The organism is Streptomyces sp. NPDC086787 (assembly GCF_044745865.1).
Classification (GTDB): Bacteria; Actinomycetota; Actinomycetes; order Streptomycetales; family Streptomycetaceae; genus Streptomyces.
Map to the genome: position 1 here is coordinate 37,144 of NZ_JBIVBC010000018.1, position 14,775 is coordinate 51,918.

General features: G+C 72.5%; 14 protein-coding genes. 6 read left to right on the plus strand and 8 right to left on the minus strand.

The genetic code is table 11. The features are described 5' to 3' along the window. The first annotated feature begins 11 nt into the window (after window positions 1-11). A complete protein-coding gene (locus ACIPK3_RS29815) occupies window positions 12-473 on the plus strand; it encodes a TadE/TadG family type IV pilus assembly protein (RefSeq protein WP_402574754.1) in 462 nt (153 codons plus the stop codon). Window positions 474-497: 24 nt separating this feature from the next. Here ACIPK3_RS29815 and ACIPK3_RS29820 read toward each other — a convergent pair whose 3' ends face one another. Further along, window positions 498-1,553: a hypothetical protein gene (locus tag ACIPK3_RS29820; protein WP_402574632.1), complete on the minus strand. Its 1,056-nt coding sequence runs from the start codon at window positions 1,551-1,553 to the stop codon at window positions 498-500. Continuing rightward, entirely contained in the window at window positions 1,550-2,194 is a 645-nt protein-coding gene (locus ACIPK3_RS29825) for a hypothetical protein (RefSeq protein ID WP_402574634.1), read from the minus strand. The genes ACIPK3_RS29820 and ACIPK3_RS29825 overlap by 4 nt, the downstream gene beginning before the upstream one ends. A gap of 245 nt (window positions 2,195-2,439) precedes the next feature. Between ACIPK3_RS29825 and ACIPK3_RS29830 the strand changes: the two genes are divergently transcribed. The 4 genes from ACIPK3_RS29830 (at window position 2,440) to ACIPK3_RS29845 (ending at window position 8,067) form a co-directional block, all read left to right on the plus strand. Continuing rightward, a complete protein-coding gene (locus tag ACIPK3_RS29830; protein ID WP_402574636.1) occupies window positions 2,440-5,439 on the plus strand; it encodes a BTAD domain-containing putative transcriptional regulator in 3,000 nt (999 codons plus the stop codon). Further along, complete coding sequence (locus ACIPK3_RS29835) at window positions 5,436-6,179, plus strand: prepilin peptidase (protein WP_402574638.1); 744 nt, start codon at window positions 5,436-5,438, stop codon at window positions 6,177-6,179. Before ACIPK3_RS29830 ends, ACIPK3_RS29835 begins: the two co-directional genes overlap by 4 nt. A 71-nt stretch (window positions 6,180-6,250) precedes the next feature. Further along, entirely contained in the window at window positions 6,251-7,450 is a 1,200-nt protein-coding gene (gene mqnC, locus ACIPK3_RS29840; protein WP_402574640.1) for a cyclic dehypoxanthinyl futalosine synthase, read from the plus strand. Window positions 7,451-7,467: 17 nt separating this feature from the next. Next, window positions 7,468-8,067 carry a hypothetical protein gene (locus tag ACIPK3_RS29845; protein ID WP_402574642.1) on the plus strand — a complete coding sequence of 200 codons (600 nt, stop codon included), beginning with the start codon at window positions 7,468-7,470 and terminating at the stop codon, window positions 8,065-8,067. A 4-nt stretch (window positions 8,068-8,071) separates the two neighbouring features. Here ACIPK3_RS29845 and ACIPK3_RS29850 read toward each other — a convergent pair whose 3' ends face one another. Further along, window positions 8,072-9,076 (minus strand): chitinase, encoded by a 1,005-nt coding sequence (locus tag ACIPK3_RS29850; protein WP_402574643.1) that lies wholly within the window; start codon window positions 9,074-9,076, stop codon window positions 8,072-8,074. Window positions 9,077-9,200: 124 nt separating this feature from the next. On the opposite strand from ACIPK3_RS29850, the gene ACIPK3_RS29855 reads away from it, so the two are divergent. Beyond that, a complete protein-coding gene (locus ACIPK3_RS29855) occupies window positions 9,201-9,896 on the plus strand; it encodes a demethylmenaquinone methyltransferase (RefSeq protein WP_402574645.1) in 696 nt (231 codons plus the stop codon). On the opposite strand, the gene ACIPK3_RS29860 is transcribed toward ACIPK3_RS29855, so the two are convergent. The 5 genes from ACIPK3_RS29860 to ACIPK3_RS29880 all read right to left on the minus strand — a co-directional run bounded on the left by ACIPK3_RS29860 (window position 9,883) and on the right by ACIPK3_RS29880 (window position 14,764). Further along, a complete protein-coding gene (locus tag ACIPK3_RS29860) occupies window positions 9,883-10,734 on the minus strand; it encodes a hypothetical protein (protein ID WP_402574647.1) in 852 nt (283 codons plus the stop codon). The genes ACIPK3_RS29855 and ACIPK3_RS29860 overlap by 14 nt on opposite strands. Next, the gene (locus ACIPK3_RS29865) at window positions 10,734-12,185 is read right to left on the minus strand and encodes an MFS transporter (protein WP_402574649.1); all 1,452 of its coding nucleotides are present in this window, start codon (window positions 12,183-12,185) and stop codon (window positions 10,734-10,736) included. Before ACIPK3_RS29865 ends, ACIPK3_RS29860 begins: the two co-directional genes overlap by 1 nt. Window positions 12,186-12,342: 157 nt before the next feature. After that, window positions 12,343-13,080 (minus strand): HAD family hydrolase, encoded by a 738-nt coding sequence (locus tag ACIPK3_RS29870; RefSeq protein WP_402574651.1) that lies wholly within the window; start codon window positions 13,078-13,080, stop codon window positions 12,343-12,345. Then, window positions 13,077-14,045, minus strand: a complete 969-nt coding sequence (locus tag ACIPK3_RS29875) for a pseudouridine-5'-phosphate glycosidase (protein WP_402574653.1) — start codon at window positions 14,043-14,045, stop codon at window positions 13,077-13,079. The genes ACIPK3_RS29870 and ACIPK3_RS29875 overlap by 4 nt, the downstream gene beginning before the upstream one ends. Further along, window positions 14,042-14,764 carry a transglutaminase family protein gene (locus ACIPK3_RS29880; RefSeq protein WP_402574655.1) on the minus strand — a complete coding sequence of 241 codons (723 nt, stop codon included), beginning with the start codon at window positions 14,762-14,764 and terminating at the stop codon, window positions 14,042-14,044. Before ACIPK3_RS29880 ends, ACIPK3_RS29875 begins: the two co-directional genes overlap by 4 nt. Between the last annotated feature and the right edge of the window lie 11 nt (window positions 14,765-14,775).

Below are 14,775 nucleotides of genomic sequence, written 5' to 3' on the forward strand. Positions count from 1 at the left end.
CCGTACGGACCGTGCGGACGACCGCACGAGCATGGTGGGCCGCCCGCCGAACCCGCCTGGACGACCGCGGTTCCGGCGCCGGCGCAGTGATCATCTTCGCGCTGGTCTTCCTGTCCCTGTCGGCCTTCGTGATCGACGGCGGCCTGTCCATCTCCAAGCGTGAACGCGCCGCCGACCTCGCCGAACAGGCCGCGCGCTACGCCGCCCAGGACATCGACAAGGAAGCCCTCTACGACAACGTGGGCGGGGTCGCCCCGATCAACTTCCAGAACTGCGACGCCCGGGTGAAGGCCTACGCCCGCGAGATGGACATGTCCGGCGCGGACATCGCGGCCACCCACTGTGTGACGGCGGACGTCGACCAGGTGGAGGTCGACGTCCAGCTCACCTACGACCCCGTGTTCACGGGCATGTTCTACGACGGCGACGTCGTCGTGCACGGCAGGGCGAGGGCCGAGAACCAGGTGGGGTGAGACGCGCGGTGTGCGCCGCGTGCCTCAGCGGTTCACCGACTGGATCTCCTGGACGCTGACGTCCCGGGCGGTCTCGAAGGTGCCGTCGGGCAGGTCGCCGCCGCTGCCGTCGGATCCTCGCCAGCTGATCCGCCAGGTGATGCTCGCCTTCAGGTGGTACGGGGTGCCGTCGGACGCGCGCAGATAGGTGACGCCGCACGGCGGGGTCCGGTCGGCGTCGCCCGTCCGGTACGGCGTCCCGATCGAACCGTCGTCGTTGATCGCGCAGTCGCCCGAGGCCGGGAAGGTCGTGGCGTCGCCGGTGCCCGGCTCCAGGTGCAGTGCGACCGGCTTCGCCGTCGTCTCCGCCCAGAGGCCGGTGCGGGGGAGTTCCGCCCTGACCTTGACCTCCTTGAAGTCGTTCCGGTCCAGCCACGCCCACGTGGGCACGTTGACGGTGGACCTGGCGTTGGGCTTCAGCTCGACCTCGGTGGTGGGGACCTTGACCTGGTCGTAGGCGTACTCGGCGAGGGTCCTCGGGGTGGGGGCCTTCGGCACGGCCGGGATGTGGCCGGCGGGCACCCAGAACATGAGCCGGCTGCACAGTGACGTGTCGTCGACGGTGCCGACGTTCGGGGCGACTCCGCGCCAGAAGTACCCGTCCTTGCCGAGGTTGTAGTTCTTGTACCCCTTCACGGTGGACGGCTCGGTGAAGATGGTGGTCGCGTCCTTGCCGTCCCTGAAGTGGTCGGTCCAGAGCTCCGGTCCGTACCAGCCGTCGCGGAGACCGGCGTCGCCCTGGCCGTCGTGCTCCGCGAAGTTCTTCAGCTCCGCCGGGGAGAAGACCGGCTCGTACCAGCACGGCGGCGGCTTCCAGTTGACGTCCGTCGAGGTGACCGTGGACTGCCGGCCGCCGGTGGGGCCGCTCACCCGGGTGACCTTGATGCCGGAGTAGTGGGCGGAGGCTGAGAGCGCGGCGCCGTCGGCCCTGCCGCGGGTGCCGGTCCCTCCGTCGCCGAGCGCGTCGGCGGGTGTCGAGCCGAACAGTGCCGCTGCGAGCGCAGTGGCGATCGCCGGTACGGTCCGGTGCCGCGCCGTCACCTGCCGCACCTGCCCCGCTCGGAGCGGACGGCGGTGCTCTGCCACACGCCCTGCGGGCTCTTCGCCAGGGAGATCTCGTAGCGGACGTACGGGTTGGTGCCCGGCGGGTTGCCCGCGACCTTGCCGGTCGCGCGGTTTCTGGTGGAGGCGTGGCTCTCGTCCGTGCAGTAGGTGAGCGATGCTCCCTTGCCGCTCGCCATGACACCCACCTCGGGGGAGAAGACGGGCAACTTGCCGATGACGGTGAGGTTCTTGTCCGTGTACGTCTTGATCCACGCCTTGGTCTGCCGGACCACGCCCTTGCTGTCGTAGAAGGCGACGGCCTCGCTGTCGGGGTCGTTGGCGATGATCGCCGCATACCCCGCCCGGAGTTCCTCCTTCGCGTCGTTCAGCACCGCCTGCTTCACCGGGTCGCCGCTGCTCCAGTTCTCGAACGGCAACTGGAAGCCGGGCAGGGCGATCACGGGACGCTTGACGCCGGACGGAGCCGAAGCGGAGGCGGAGGCGGAGGCCGTGGGACTCGTCGGGCCCGTGTCCGCGCCCTTGATGTCGTCGTCCCCGCCGCCACTTCCGCCGCAGGCGCTGAGCAGCAGGGCGGCGGTGGCCGTCAGGGTGGTCATGGTCAGGGTGTGGCGAGCCACGGTCGAGTCTCCCCCGATGTTCGATACGTGTGTGCGACTGGGAACGAAGCTAACAGGGCCCTACGACAGGGACTTGAGCGGTGCCAGGGGGAACGCGTGGCGATTGTGCGGGGATTGTGCAGGGGTCGGACCCGGGTCACCGGCCCGGGCTTCGACGTTGTCGGACCCAGTCCATAGGATCTCGGTAGGCTCGACCCACCCCCCGAACCAGCCCCTCCCACCACACACGACCCAGGACTCTCGCCATGGCGCGACGCAGCACATCAAGCTCGACGGGAACCCCGACGGCACCGCGGAACCGGACCCCGCAGCCGGTACGGGTCCGGCGGCGTTCGTTCGGGGACTTCGTCAAGGCGTTCCTTGCCTTCCTCGCCCTGCTGGTGCTCGTCCTGGGCGTGCCCGGCGCGCTCGCCGTCGAGGTCGGCTGGCCGCTGCCGCACGGGGTGCCGAGCCTCGACTGGCTGCAGCAGGAGATCACCGTCCAGACCTTCCTGCACGTTCTCACCGTGATCGTGTGGTTCGCCTGGGCCCAGTTCACCGCCTGCGTGCTCGTGGAGGTCAAGGCCGCGCTGTCCGGTGTGGGAATCCCCGGGCGGGTGCCCGGCTCCGGACCCAGCCAGCTGCTCGCCCGGCAGCTCGTCGCCGCCCTGCTGCTCGTCGGCGCCACCGCGGCCAGCCTCACGCCGGGGCTCTCCCAGCTCGGGCACAGCCCGGAGGGGAACCACAAGGGCACCGTCGCCGCGGCCCAGCAGACTCCGGGGCTGTTCGCGCAGGAGCGCGAGCAGGCCGCGGACACCGCGGGCGCCCTCGCCGCGCAGGCCGGTCACGCCGCCGCCCACGCCCGCGCCGACGTGGGAGGCGGCAGCGCAAAGGCGGCGGACACCAAGTACTACCGGATCCAGCCGCCCGAAGGACGCCACCACGATTCCTTGTGGGAGATAGCGCAGCGCCACCTGGGCGACGGCCGCCGGTACAAGGAGATCTACGAGCTCAACAAGGACCGTGCCCAGCCCGACGGTTCGCGGCTGTCCGAGGCCAGCCTCATCCGCCCCGGCTGGATCATGGAGATGCCCGGCGACGCGCACGGCGGCGACCTCGTCGAGAACCCCGACGCACACGTCTCCCACGAGGTCCGGCAGCACATCGCCGACTACGCCAGGACCGGCGACCACGCCCGGGAACAGGGCCACGCCGCACACAAGGACCAGGGCCACGGCGCACAAGGGGATCAGGGTCACGGCGCCCAGGACCCGGCCACCGCCCAGATCTCCGTCCCCGCGCAGCGGCCCGCCCCCGCCGGCGAGGAGCAGTCGGCGCACACCACCCCCGCCGCCTCCGAAACCGGCGCCACCGGCCACTCCTTCGGCCTGCCCGAGGCGCTCCTCGGCGCCCCCCTGCTCGCCGCCGGTCTGCTCGGCGCCCTCGGGCGCAGGCGCCGGCAGGCGCTGTGGCAGTCGGCGCTCGGCACCGTCGGCGGACGCCGCGGCATGGAGCCGCCGACGCCGACCGGCGACGCCCAGGACGTCCACGACGCGCTGCTCGTGGGTGCCGACCCCGACGGCGTACGGCTGCTCGACCGGGCGCTGCGCGGCCTCGCCGCCTCCCTGGCCGCCGAGTCGCGCCCGCTGCCCGTGGTCTACGCCGCCTGGCTCAGCGACGGCGACCTGCACCTTCAGCTCGCCCAGCCGGCCGAGCCGCCGGCCCCCTGGCAGGTCGGGCAGGACCAGACGTTCTGGATGCTGGCCAGGACCGACGCCGAGCGGTACGAGGACGCGGACACCGCCGCGCCGTACCCCGGTCTCGTCAGCCTCGGCACCATGGACGGCTCCCGGCTGCTGCTCAACCTGGAGGCCGTGCCCGGCATCGTCTCGCTCAGCGGCCGCACGGCCGACCGGGCCGCAGTGTTCGCCTCCGTCGCCGCCGAACTCGCCACCAACGGCTGGTCCGACCGCATGACCATCACCCTCGTCGGTTTCGGCGCCGACCTCACTCCGCTCGCCCCCAACCGGCTCCGCCACCTCGACGGCGTCGAGGACCTCATCGAGGCGATGGAGGCCGAGACCCGGCAGCGGCGCGGCGCGCTCGGCACCGCCGGACACGACTCCGTGCTCACCGGCCGCACCGGGCCCGCCCAGCACACCCGCTGGGCCCCGCACCTCGTCCTGCTCGCCGACCGGCCCGCCGACGACGAAGCGGCCGCCAGGCTCGCCGAACTCGCCACCGACGCCGGACGCCTCGGCATCGGCTACCTCGTCGGCACCGACAGCGGCGAACTCCCCGGCGCCGCCTGGGAGATGGAGATCACCCCCGAGGGCAAGCTGCTCGCCCCGCTGCTCGGTCTGGAACTCGACGCGCAGGTCCTGCCCGCAGTGCAGCACCGTGCGATCGTCGAACTGTTCGCCGAGGCCGACCCCGAGAGCGACCCCGACGGCCCCGCCACCGCCCCGCCGTTCCTCGTGGACGTCAGCGAGCAGGGCCGCCCCGCGGTGTACGCGCGACTGGTGGGACCGTACGAGGTCATCGGGCTCGGCAACCCGCAGGAGGAGCGCAGCGCGCTGCTCCACGAGGCGCTCGCCCTGCTGCTCCTGCACCGCGAGGGCGTCCACCCGCTGGTGCTGGCCTCCGCGCTGTGGCCGCGTGGCGTCACCGAGGACGTACGGGACGCGCTGGTCGAGCGGCTGCGCGCCTGGCTCGGAACCGACCCCGACGGCACCCCCCGCCTCGGCACCGACCCGACCGGCCGGCTCACCCTCGCCAAGTCCGTCGTCTCCGACCTGGACGTGCTGCGCTCGCTCTACCACGAGGCCACCCAGGGCAGGGGCGCCGACAGCCGGGCCATACGCGGACGGCTGCTCACCGACGCGCTCGTGCTCGTGCGCGGCCCGCTGCTCGCCGACCGCCCCGAGGGCCGCTACGGCTGGCTCACCCACGAGATCATCGACGCCCAGCTGCCCCTGCTGGTCGCCGACACCGGGCTCGCCCTGTCCGCCTTCCACCTGGAGAAGGACCGTGCGGAGAAGGCGATCGAGGCGCTGAACGCCGCCCTGAAGTCGGCCCCGGACGACGAGCGCCTGTGGCACGAGCTGCTGCGCGCCGCCCATGCCACCGGCGACCCCGACCGCGTCCGGTCGCTCGCGGCCGACCTGCTCGGCCGCAGCGGCGCCCGGGGCCTGCCGCCGCGCACCGAGGCGCTGCTCGACGAACTCCTGCCGAGCTGGCGCGAGGGCGCCGCGGCCGCCGGATGAGCGACGACCTCGCGCTGATCGCCGTCGCCGCGCTGTGGGGCGCGGCGACCGGTCTGCTGCTGCCCCGCGCCGCCTACCGGTTCGCCGCCCCGGCGGGCGAGGCGTGGCTGACGCACTGTCCCGGCGGCCACCCGGTCCGGGGCTGGCTCGGACCGGCACGGTGCCGGGACTGCGCCAGGACACGCCCTGGACCCGCGTACGGCCCCGGCGCCCTGCTCCTGCCGGTCGTCACCGCCGCCGTGTGCGCCGCGCTCGCCGCCGCCACCGGCACCAGGCCCGAACTCGGCGCCTGGCTGCTGCTCGCGCCCGTCGGGGTGCTGCTCGCGGTCGTCGACTTCCGGGTACGGCGGCTGCCGGACCCGCTGACGCTGCCCCTCGCGGGCGCCGCCCTGGCCCTGCTCGGCCTCGCCGCCCTGCTGCCCGAGCACGCGGGCCACTGGCTCACCGCGCTCTACGGCGCCCTCGCGCTCTGCGCCGGATACTTCGCGCTGTTCCTCATCAACCCCGCGGGCATGGCCTTCGGGGACGTGAAACTGGCCCTCGGGGTGGGGGCGACCCTCGGCTGGTACGGCTGGCCGACGGTGATGCTGGGCACCTTCGCCGGCTTCGTCCTCGGCGCGCTGTACGCCGGTGTCCTGGTCGTCGCCGGGCGGGCGGGGCGCAAGTCGGCCATCGCGTTCGGTCCGTTCCTCCTCGCGGGTGCCTTCGTCGGCCTGCTGGCAGGGGCCTACGCGGCCTGAGGTCGGGCGGGTGCGGCCCCTGGCGTAGGCTGGTTCGGTCCGTCCACAACCCTTGACGAAAGGGCCGCCCGGTGACCGAGAAGGCCGACCTCCAGTCCGTGCTCGACCGTGCCGCAGCGGGCGGACGCATCACGCCCGAAGAAGCGCTCGTCCTCTACCGCGACGCCCCGCTGCACGCGCTGGGCGCCGCCGCCGACGCCGTTCGCCGCCGTATGTACGCGGGCACCGAGCACATCGCGACGTACATCATCGAGCGCAACATCAACTACACGAACGTGTGCGTCACGGCGTGCAGGTTCTGCGCCTTCTACGCCGCCCCCAAGGACACCGCCAAGGGCTGGACCCGCGACCTCGACGACATCCTGCGCCGGTGCGCGGAGACCGTGGAGCTGGGCGGCACCCAGATCATGTTCCAGGGCGGGCACCACCCCGACTACGGCGTCGAGTACTACGAGAAGCACTTCGCCGCCATCAAGAAGGACTTCCCGCAACTCGTCATCCACAGCCTGGGGGCGAGCGAGGTCGAGCACATGGCCCGGATCTCCAAGGTGACGGTCGAGGAGGCCATCACCCGGATCCACCAGGCCGGTCTCGACTCCTTCGCGGGCGCCGGCGCCGAGCTGCTGCCGGAGCGGCCGCGCAAGGCCATCGCCCCGCTCAAGGAGAGCGGCGAGCGCTGGCTGGAGATCATGGAGATCGCGCACGGGCTGGGCGTGGAGTCCACGTCCACCATGCTCATGGGCACCGGCGAGACCAACGCCGAGCGCATCGAGCACCTGCGGATGATCCGCGAGGTGCAGGACCGCACGGGCGGCTTCCGGGCGTTCATCCCGTACACCTACCAGCCCGAGAACAACCACCTGAAGGGCCGTACGCAGGCCACGCTCTTCGAGTACCTGCGGATGATCGCGATCGCCCGCCTGTTCCTGGACAACGTCCGGCACATCCAGGGCTCGTGGCTCACCACGGGCAAGGAGGCCGGCCAGCTGTCCCTGCACTACGGCGCCGACGACCTCGGCTCGATCATGCTGGAGGAGAACGTGGTCTCCTCGGCCGGTGCCAAGCACCGCTCCAACCGCATGGAGATCATCGACCTGATCCGCAAGGCGGACCGGGTGCCGGCGCAGCGCGCGACGACCTACGAGCACCTCGTCGTGCACGACGACCCGGCGAACGACCCGGTCGACGAGCGGGTGATGTCCCACATCTCGTCCATCGCGATCGAGGGTGGCACGGCCCACCCCGAGCTGAAGCTGCTGGCCTCCAACTAGAGCGGACCAGGCTTTCCGTGCTGACACTTCATGTCGCCGAGCAGTCGCCCGAGGCGGCGGTCCTGGTCGACGGGGCGTCCGTCGCCGCCGTCGGCCCCCACCAGGAACTGGCCGTCGCCCACCCGGGGGCGAAGGTGCGGCACTGGCCCGGCATCCTGACGCCGGGACTGCTGAACCCGTACGGCCCGGAGCTGCTGGAGGCCACCTACCACCCCGATCCGCGCGAGGCCGACGCACTCGGTACCGAGCCGATCGGCGGGGAGCAGGCCCGGCGGATCTTCCGCAGCGACCCCGCACGCCTCGGCGCGAGCGCGCGGCGCGGGATCCAACGGCTGCTGGCGCACGGCACGGTGGCGGTGGCCGGGGAGCTGCGGTCGCGGGCCGTGGCCGACGCGGTGCGCAGGGCAGGGCTGGCGATCGGACAGCGGCCGGACCGGCTCCCGGGCCCGGCGGCGCTGTCCCCGACCCCGCTGATCCTGCTGCCGAGGCTGGTGCCGGGCGGTCCCGCCCGGTTCGCCGTGTTCGACGTCGCGGACCGCGCCGAACTGGTCCGGCGCGGCGCCGGTACCTGCGTGGCGACCGTGATCGGCGGCCGGCTGGTGTACCGCGGCCGCTGACCGGCTACGCGGTGCCCGCCAGCGCTCGCGCGAAAGCCCCCGAACCCTGCTTCACCCCACTGCAGTCGGTCGCCGCCTCGTCCCTCGTGGGGTTCCCGCCCGCGCACTGCCGGTCGCGGAACGCCGCCCACATCGACACCCAGCCGATCTCCTTCTCCTCGGCGAACTTCCTCACCCGGTCCGCGTCGGAGAGCGTGAACGTCTCGCCCGCCACGTCGTTGACGCCGATCATCGAGGTGAGCGCCATGCCCCGCCAGGCGTCCGAGTCGGACAGCCCGAAGACCTTCTTCAGCTGGCCGTGGGTGGCCCTGGCCGACGTGAGCGCGTATTCGCCCATGTCGCCGTCGTACGACTCGCCGTAGTTCATCGTCATGATGTCGACGGTGGAGACCTTTACGTCCCGCTCGTTCGCGGACTCCAGCAGCGCGAGGCCGTCGGCGTCAAGTCCGGACGGCATCACGGGCAGGGTGAACGTGACCTCCAGGTCCGGGCGTTCGCGTTGGAGCAGGGCTACCGCCTCGGAACGTCGGGCCACCGAGGCGGAGTCGGCGAGCGTGGCGCCCTCGATGTCGAAGTCGGCCTGCGCGGAGCCCGCCGCGTCCAGCGCCTTGCCGTAGGCCGCCGCCAGCGCGGGCGCGCTGTGGCAGGCGCGCGCCAGCTCCGTGCCGGACGCGCCGCCGAAGGAGACGCGGACCGTGGCGCCGCCCCGCTTCAGCCGTGCGATCCGGGACTTCACCGCCGCACTGGTGACGGAGGCCGTGCCGTCCCACGCCGGGGTGCAACCGCTGCCGTCGGAGATCACGAAGGCCAGGTTGTACGTCGCCGGGGAGCCCGAGGCGTCCGACCCCGAGGCGTCGGTGGCGCTGACATAGGGGGCGTACGACGTGACCGGGTGCGTCGGTTCCGTCGGCTGCTTCGGCGGCTTCGACTGCCGCGACTCCTTCGGATCCGTCGGTTTGGCCGACGTCGTGTCCGGTGCGGAGCATCCCGTGGCGGCCAGTAGGAACACGCAGCTGGATAAGGCCGCGGAGATTGTGGAGATCGCAGAGATCAGGGATTTCCTCATTGCGCCGGATCCTCTCAGAAAACCTCCCGGAAAACGTCTCGGGAAAAGGACCTGCCACAATGAGTGAGTGACCCGCGCATCTTTGGACAAGCAGCCGCACGAAGTCGCCTCGATGTTCGACAACGTGGCGGAACGGTACGACCTGACGAACGACGTGCTGTCACTCGGCCAGGACCGGCGCTGGCGCAAGGAGGTCGCGAGCGCGGTCGACGCGCGTCCCGCGCAGAAGATCCTGGACCTGGCGGCCGGCACGGCCACCTCGTCGCTGCCCTTCGCGCAGACCGGCGCCCATGTCGTGCCCTGCGACTTCTCCCTCGGCATGCTCCAGGTCGGCAAGCGACGCAACCCCTGGCTGCCGTTCACGGCCGGTGACGCCACGCGGCTGCCGTTCAAGGACGACACCTTCGACGCGGTGACGATCTCCTTCGGGCTGCGCAACGTGCAGGACACGGATGCCGCGCTGCGCGAGATGTACCGGGTCACCCGGCCCGGCGGGCGGGTGGTGATCTGCGAGTTCTCGCACCCCACCTGGGCGCCCTTCCGCACCGTCTACACCGAGTACCTGATGCGCGCGCTGCCGCCGGTCGCCCGCGCGGTCTCGTCCAACCCGGACGCCTACGTCTACCTCGCCGAGTCCATCCGCAGCTGGCCCGACCAGCCCGCGCTGGCCGGGCGGCTGCGCGAGGCGGGCTGGTCGAAGGTGGCCTGGCGCAACCTCACCGGCGGAGTGGTGGCCCTGCACCGGGGCTTCAAGGAGAGCTGATTCCCGAGCCGGTCCCCGAGCTGGTCCCCGGCGGAAGCGGCCGGGTGAACAGACTCCCGTGCGCGCCCGCCCCGGCCTCCGGTGCCCTGCCCGGCGCGGCGTGGCGCAGGCCGTACCAGAGGACCGACTGGTTCGAGGTGATCACCGGGACGCCCAGTTCCCGCTCCAGCGGGACGACGGCCCCGTGGGCCGGGAAGCCGCTACCCGGCACCAGGATCCCGTCCGGGCGCGGGAAGTCCGGGTCGTGGAAGGCCCGGACCGCCTGGCGGTGCACCTCCGCCGGGTCGACGGTCCAGTGGGCGCCCTCGTCGAAGGCGTTGTAGCGGGGTATGCCGTCCCACTCCGGGCCCAGGGCGAACTGAACCTGACGGGACTGCTCCACGCCGACCTCGCCCAGGTACTTCTCCGTGGCCCGGAACGTCGGCTCGGTGAACCACGGCGGCATCACCAGCAGCGGTCGGCGCATGCCCGACGCCCGCAGGGCCGCCGTGATGGCCGTCGCCGCGGTGTACACGGGCACGCCGTGCGCGTGCGCGCCGGCCGCCGCGACGAACTCGGCCTCGAAGCCGGGACCCCCGAAGAAGCTGCTCGAACCGAAGCAGAGCGCGATGCTCTGCGCGCCCAGCCGGCCCAGCTGGTCCAGGCCGCGGACGACGTCCGGCGCGTTCGCGAGGGCGCCGGCGGGGCTGCCGACGTACTCGGTGTCGGCGGGCCGGGGGCACTCGAAGCGGGCGGTGTGCACCGACACCCCGTCGGGCGCCATCCGCCAGATCTCGGTCTCGGGCACGGGGTCGTTGTGGATGACCAGGATGCCCAGCCGGGCGGCGAGGGCGACCATCAGCACTCACCCGCCGTGGCCGTGGCCGGGAGCGGCTCCGCAAGCGCCTCCGGCTGCTCGGCGGCTGTCCGCGTACCGGGTCCGAAGCCGATCCACGCGAGCGCCGCGCCGATCACCGCGACCGCACCCGCCAGCAGGAACGCGGTACGGAAGGTGCCGTCGTCGGGGTGCGTGCCCAGCACCAGGACCAGGGCGGCCACGCCGAGGGCGCCTCCCGCGTACTGCGTGGTGGTCATGAGCGCCCCGGCCACGCCCTGGTTGCGGTCGTCCACGTCACGCGTGCCGCCGACGAACATCGAGGTGTAGATCATGCCGTGGCCGAGTCCGCTGACGGCCATCCCGGGCAGCATCGCCACGAGGTATCCGTGGTGATGGGCGGAGAGACCGAGCAGCGTGAGCCCGGCCGCACCGACGGCGAACGCCAGCGTCAGACAGCGACGCACACCGAGGACCCCGACCAGCTTTCCGGCGATCATGTTCCCGAAGGTGATGCAGGCGGCGAGCGGCAGGAACGCGATGCCGGCGGCGAGCGGCGTGTAGCTGCGGCCGTTCTGCAGAAGCAGCGTCACCAGGTAGAACTCGACACCCGCCACGCTCGCCATGTACAGCGCGGAGGAGCCGCAGCCCATGAGGAGGCTTCGGGTGCGGCGCAGCACCGGGTCGACCAGCGGCTGTCCGCTGCTCCGCTCGCGCACCGCGAACAGCACCAGCAGGACGGCTCCGGCGAGGAAGCTGGCCAGCGTCAGCGGGTCGGTCCAGCCGGTGTCGGCGGCCAGGGTGAGGCCCAGCACCGAGACGAGGACCGTCGCGGTGCACAGCACGGCGTTGAGCACGTTGAGCGCGTTGGTACGGCTCCGCTCCGTCCGGCCGGGCAGGAACCGGGGGGCGGCCAGTGCGCAGAGCACCGCGAAGGGCAGGTTCACGAAGAACGTCCAGCGCCAGGAGAGGCTGGTCAGCAGGCCGCCTATGACCACGCCGGCGGCCAGCCCGCTGGCGCCGACCGTGCCCCACACGGCGAGCGCCCGGGTGCGCTCCCGGCCGGGCGGGAACGTCGTGTTCACCAGGGCCAGGATCGACGGCTGGAGACAGGCCGCGGCGACGCCCTGGGCACCGCGGGCGACCAACAGCAGGGCGGCGTTCGCCGCGATGCCGCCCAGCAGCGAGGCGATGCCGAAGAGCACGAGCGCGGCCATGAACAGCTTGCGGGCGCCGACCCGGTCACCGACCCGGCCGCCGACGATGAGGAATCCGGCGAAGAACACGGAGTAGGCGCTGACCACCCACTGCATGGCGCTGCCGGACAGCTCCAGGCCGGAGCTGATGTCCGGCAGCGCGACGAAGATGACGGAGAAGTCGAGCGCGATGAGGAACTGGGCCGCGGAGAGGGTGATGAGGCCGCCGACAGGGCTGCGGGACGCCGTCGGCGTGGTGGATGTGGTCGGGAGAGGCATGGTGAGGTGACCGCCTGGTTCTGTAGAGGTAGAGGTCCCGGGTGGGGCGAGTCGGGCGAGTCGGGGGGGCGGAGGCCGGAAGGGGCGCAAGGGGCCGAGGTTGGGCTGGGGGGCCGAGGTGGGGTGGGGGACGAGATGGGCTGGGGCGGAGGAGCCGTCAGGCGGAGGCCGCGGCGGGGACCGCACTCGCGGCCGTGGCCGCACCCGTGGCCGTACCGGTGGGCAGAAGGCGGTCGAGCGCCCGCGTCAGCGCGTCGACGTTGTCCGCCACCAGTCCGGCCCCCGACCTGGTCAACTCCCGTACCGAGGCGACCCCGTAGGAGACGCCGATGGCGGACATGCCGGCCGTGGCCGCCATCCGCATGTCGTCGACGGCGTCGCCGACGACCACACACCGTCCCGGCTCCACGCCGACCGATCGGGCGGCGAGCAGCGCCAGGTCCGGGTGGGGTTTGCCGCGCGGCGCCATGCCGTGGCAGACGATCGCGTCGAACGCGTCGACGAGACCGGCGGGTTCGAGGAGTTCCAGGGCGCTGGGCCGGATCTTGCTGGTGCAGACGGCGGTCCGCACGCCCTGGGCCCGCAGCCGGCCCAGCAGCTCCGGTATGCCGGGGAAGACCAGGCCGGCGGCCCCCGGGACGACCTCCTCCCGGAACATCTCCCGGAAGAGCGCGACCGCGGCCGTCACCTCAGGGTGGTCCTCGGGGAGGCCGGTGAGCTGGGCGAACACGGCTCCGAGCGGTTTGCCGACGGTGGCGCGCACCTGGTCAGCCGGGACGTCCCCGTGGCCGGTCCGGGCCAGTACCCTGCCGAGCACCCCGGCGATGGCGCCGGGGGTGTCCAGCAGTGTGCCGTCGAGGTCGAAGAGGACCGCGGCGGGTCCCTGAGCGGTCATGCGCCCGCCCCGGCGTGCTCCGCGAGTTCGAGCGCCAGCTGCGTGGCGAACTCCCCGGCGAGGGTCGCGGTCGACAGCAGTACGGACCGGTTGGCGGCCGACGTACGCCCCTGGGTCGCCTGGGCGATCGCCTTGAGGAGGTACGGCGTGATCGCGGGGCCGGTGACGCCCGCGGCCCGCGCCTGGGCGGTGGCGTCCGCGAGGGCGGCCTCGATGTCGGCGGACGGGATGCCGTCCTGCTCGTGGATCGGGTGGGTGACCAGCGGCGAGGTGGTGTTCCCGGCCCGCCAGTGGGCGACGGCGACGGCGGCTATCTCGCGCAGGTCGTCGAGCCGGTGCGGGACGCGCACCCCGCTGCTGACGCTCAGGTAGGCGGGGAAGTCGTCGCAGCGGTAGCCGATCACCGGGATGCCCGCGGTCTCCAGCCACTCCAGGGTCCAGGCCGGATGCAGCATCGACTTGGCGCCCGCGCACACCACGGCCACCCGGCTGCGGGTGAACTGCACCAGGTCCGCCGAGATGTCGAAGGTGTCCGGTGCGTCACGGTGCACTCCGCCGATGCCCGCCACGGCGAACACCGGGATACCGGCCAGCTCCGCCGCCACCAGCGAGGAGGACACGGTGGTGCCGCCCGACCCGCGGCGCGCCAGGGTGATGCCGAAGTCCCGGGTGCTGACCTTGGGCACGGACGGGTCGGTGGCGAAGCGCTCCAGCAGCTCCTTGTCCATGCCCACCCGTATCCGCCCGTCGAGCAGGGCGATCCGGGCGGGTGTGGCGCCGGCCGCGCGGACGGCCGCGTCGATGTCCAGGGCCATGTCGAGGTTGGCCGGATACGGCAGCCCGCTGGGAATGGCGGAGGACTCCAGGGCGACGACCGGCCGGCCCTCGTGCAGGGCCTCGCGGACCTCCTCGTCGAAGTCCAGCAGACCGGGATCGGCGGCGGGCACGGTGCGGGTGGTGTTCACGAGGTCTCCTCGGGGTTCGGGGCGGACGGCGGTACGGCCTCGAGGGAGAGCGAGCCGCCGGAGACGGTGCGGGTTCCCTCCAGGAACCGGGGGTGGGCGCTGCGCATGGACGCCATCACGAACGCGTAGGGCAGGTCGTCGAAGGCGCCGTGATCCTTGAGGAACTCCATGGCGGCGCCGCTGCCGTGCGGGTGGTAGAGGCTGTCGGCGCTGCCGTCGAACTCCAGCGGCGCCATGCCGTAGAGCTTGCAGAGCACCTTGTTGAAGACCGGCGTGGCCTTCACCCAGCGGCCGTCCAGATGGATCTGGGTGAGCCCGTGGAAGAAGACGTCGCCGCCTATGTGCTCGATCAGGCGGGGCGAGGCGAGATGGTTGCGGACATCGCCGTACACCAGCCGGGAGGGGATGCCGAGTGCGCGTACGGCGGCGGCGAACAGGGCCGACTTGTGCAGGCAGAAACCGGACTTGGTGGTGGCGGTGCGGGACGCCTTCAGCCCCTCGTGGGACAGGTCGGCGCCGTACACCTCGTAGTGAACGGTGTCGCGCACCGCGTAGTACAGCTTGACGGCGTTGGCGCGGCGGTCGGCCGAGCGGTCGGCCACGACGTCGTCGATGAAGGTCTGCACCGCGTCCGACTCGTAGTCGAGGAACTCGGTGGGCGCGGTCAGCGCGTTGAGGGGACTGAGTGGGCTGGGCGAGCTGAGTGCATCCGTGGTCATGGGTACGTTTC

What these genes read in the sequence shown, in the direction of transcription:
- ACIPK3_RS29830 (WP_402574636.1), top strand. Translation starts at nt 2,440, where the DNA reads ATGGCGCGACGCAGCACATCAAGCTCGACGGGAACCCCGACGGCACCG.
- ACIPK3_RS29835 (WP_402574638.1), top strand. Translation starts at nt 5,436, where the DNA reads ATGAGCGACGACCTCGCGCTGATCGCCGTCGCCGCGCTGTGGGGCGCG.
- ACIPK3_RS29860 (WP_402574647.1), bottom strand. Translation starts at nt 10,734, where the DNA reads ATGGTCGCCCTCGCCGCCCGGCTGGGCATCCTGGTCATCCACAACGAC.
- ACIPK3_RS29865 (WP_402574649.1), bottom strand. Translation starts at nt 12,185, where the DNA reads ATGCCTCTCCCGACCACATCCACCACGCCGACGGCGTCCCGCAGCCCT.
- ACIPK3_RS29870 (WP_402574651.1), bottom strand. Translation starts at nt 13,080, where the DNA reads ATGACCGCTCAGGGACCCGCCGCGGTCCTCTTCGACCTCGACGGCACA.
- ACIPK3_RS29880 (WP_402574655.1), bottom strand. Translation starts at nt 14,764, where the DNA reads ATGACCACGGATGCACTCAGCTCGCCCAGCCCACTCAGTCCCCTCAAC.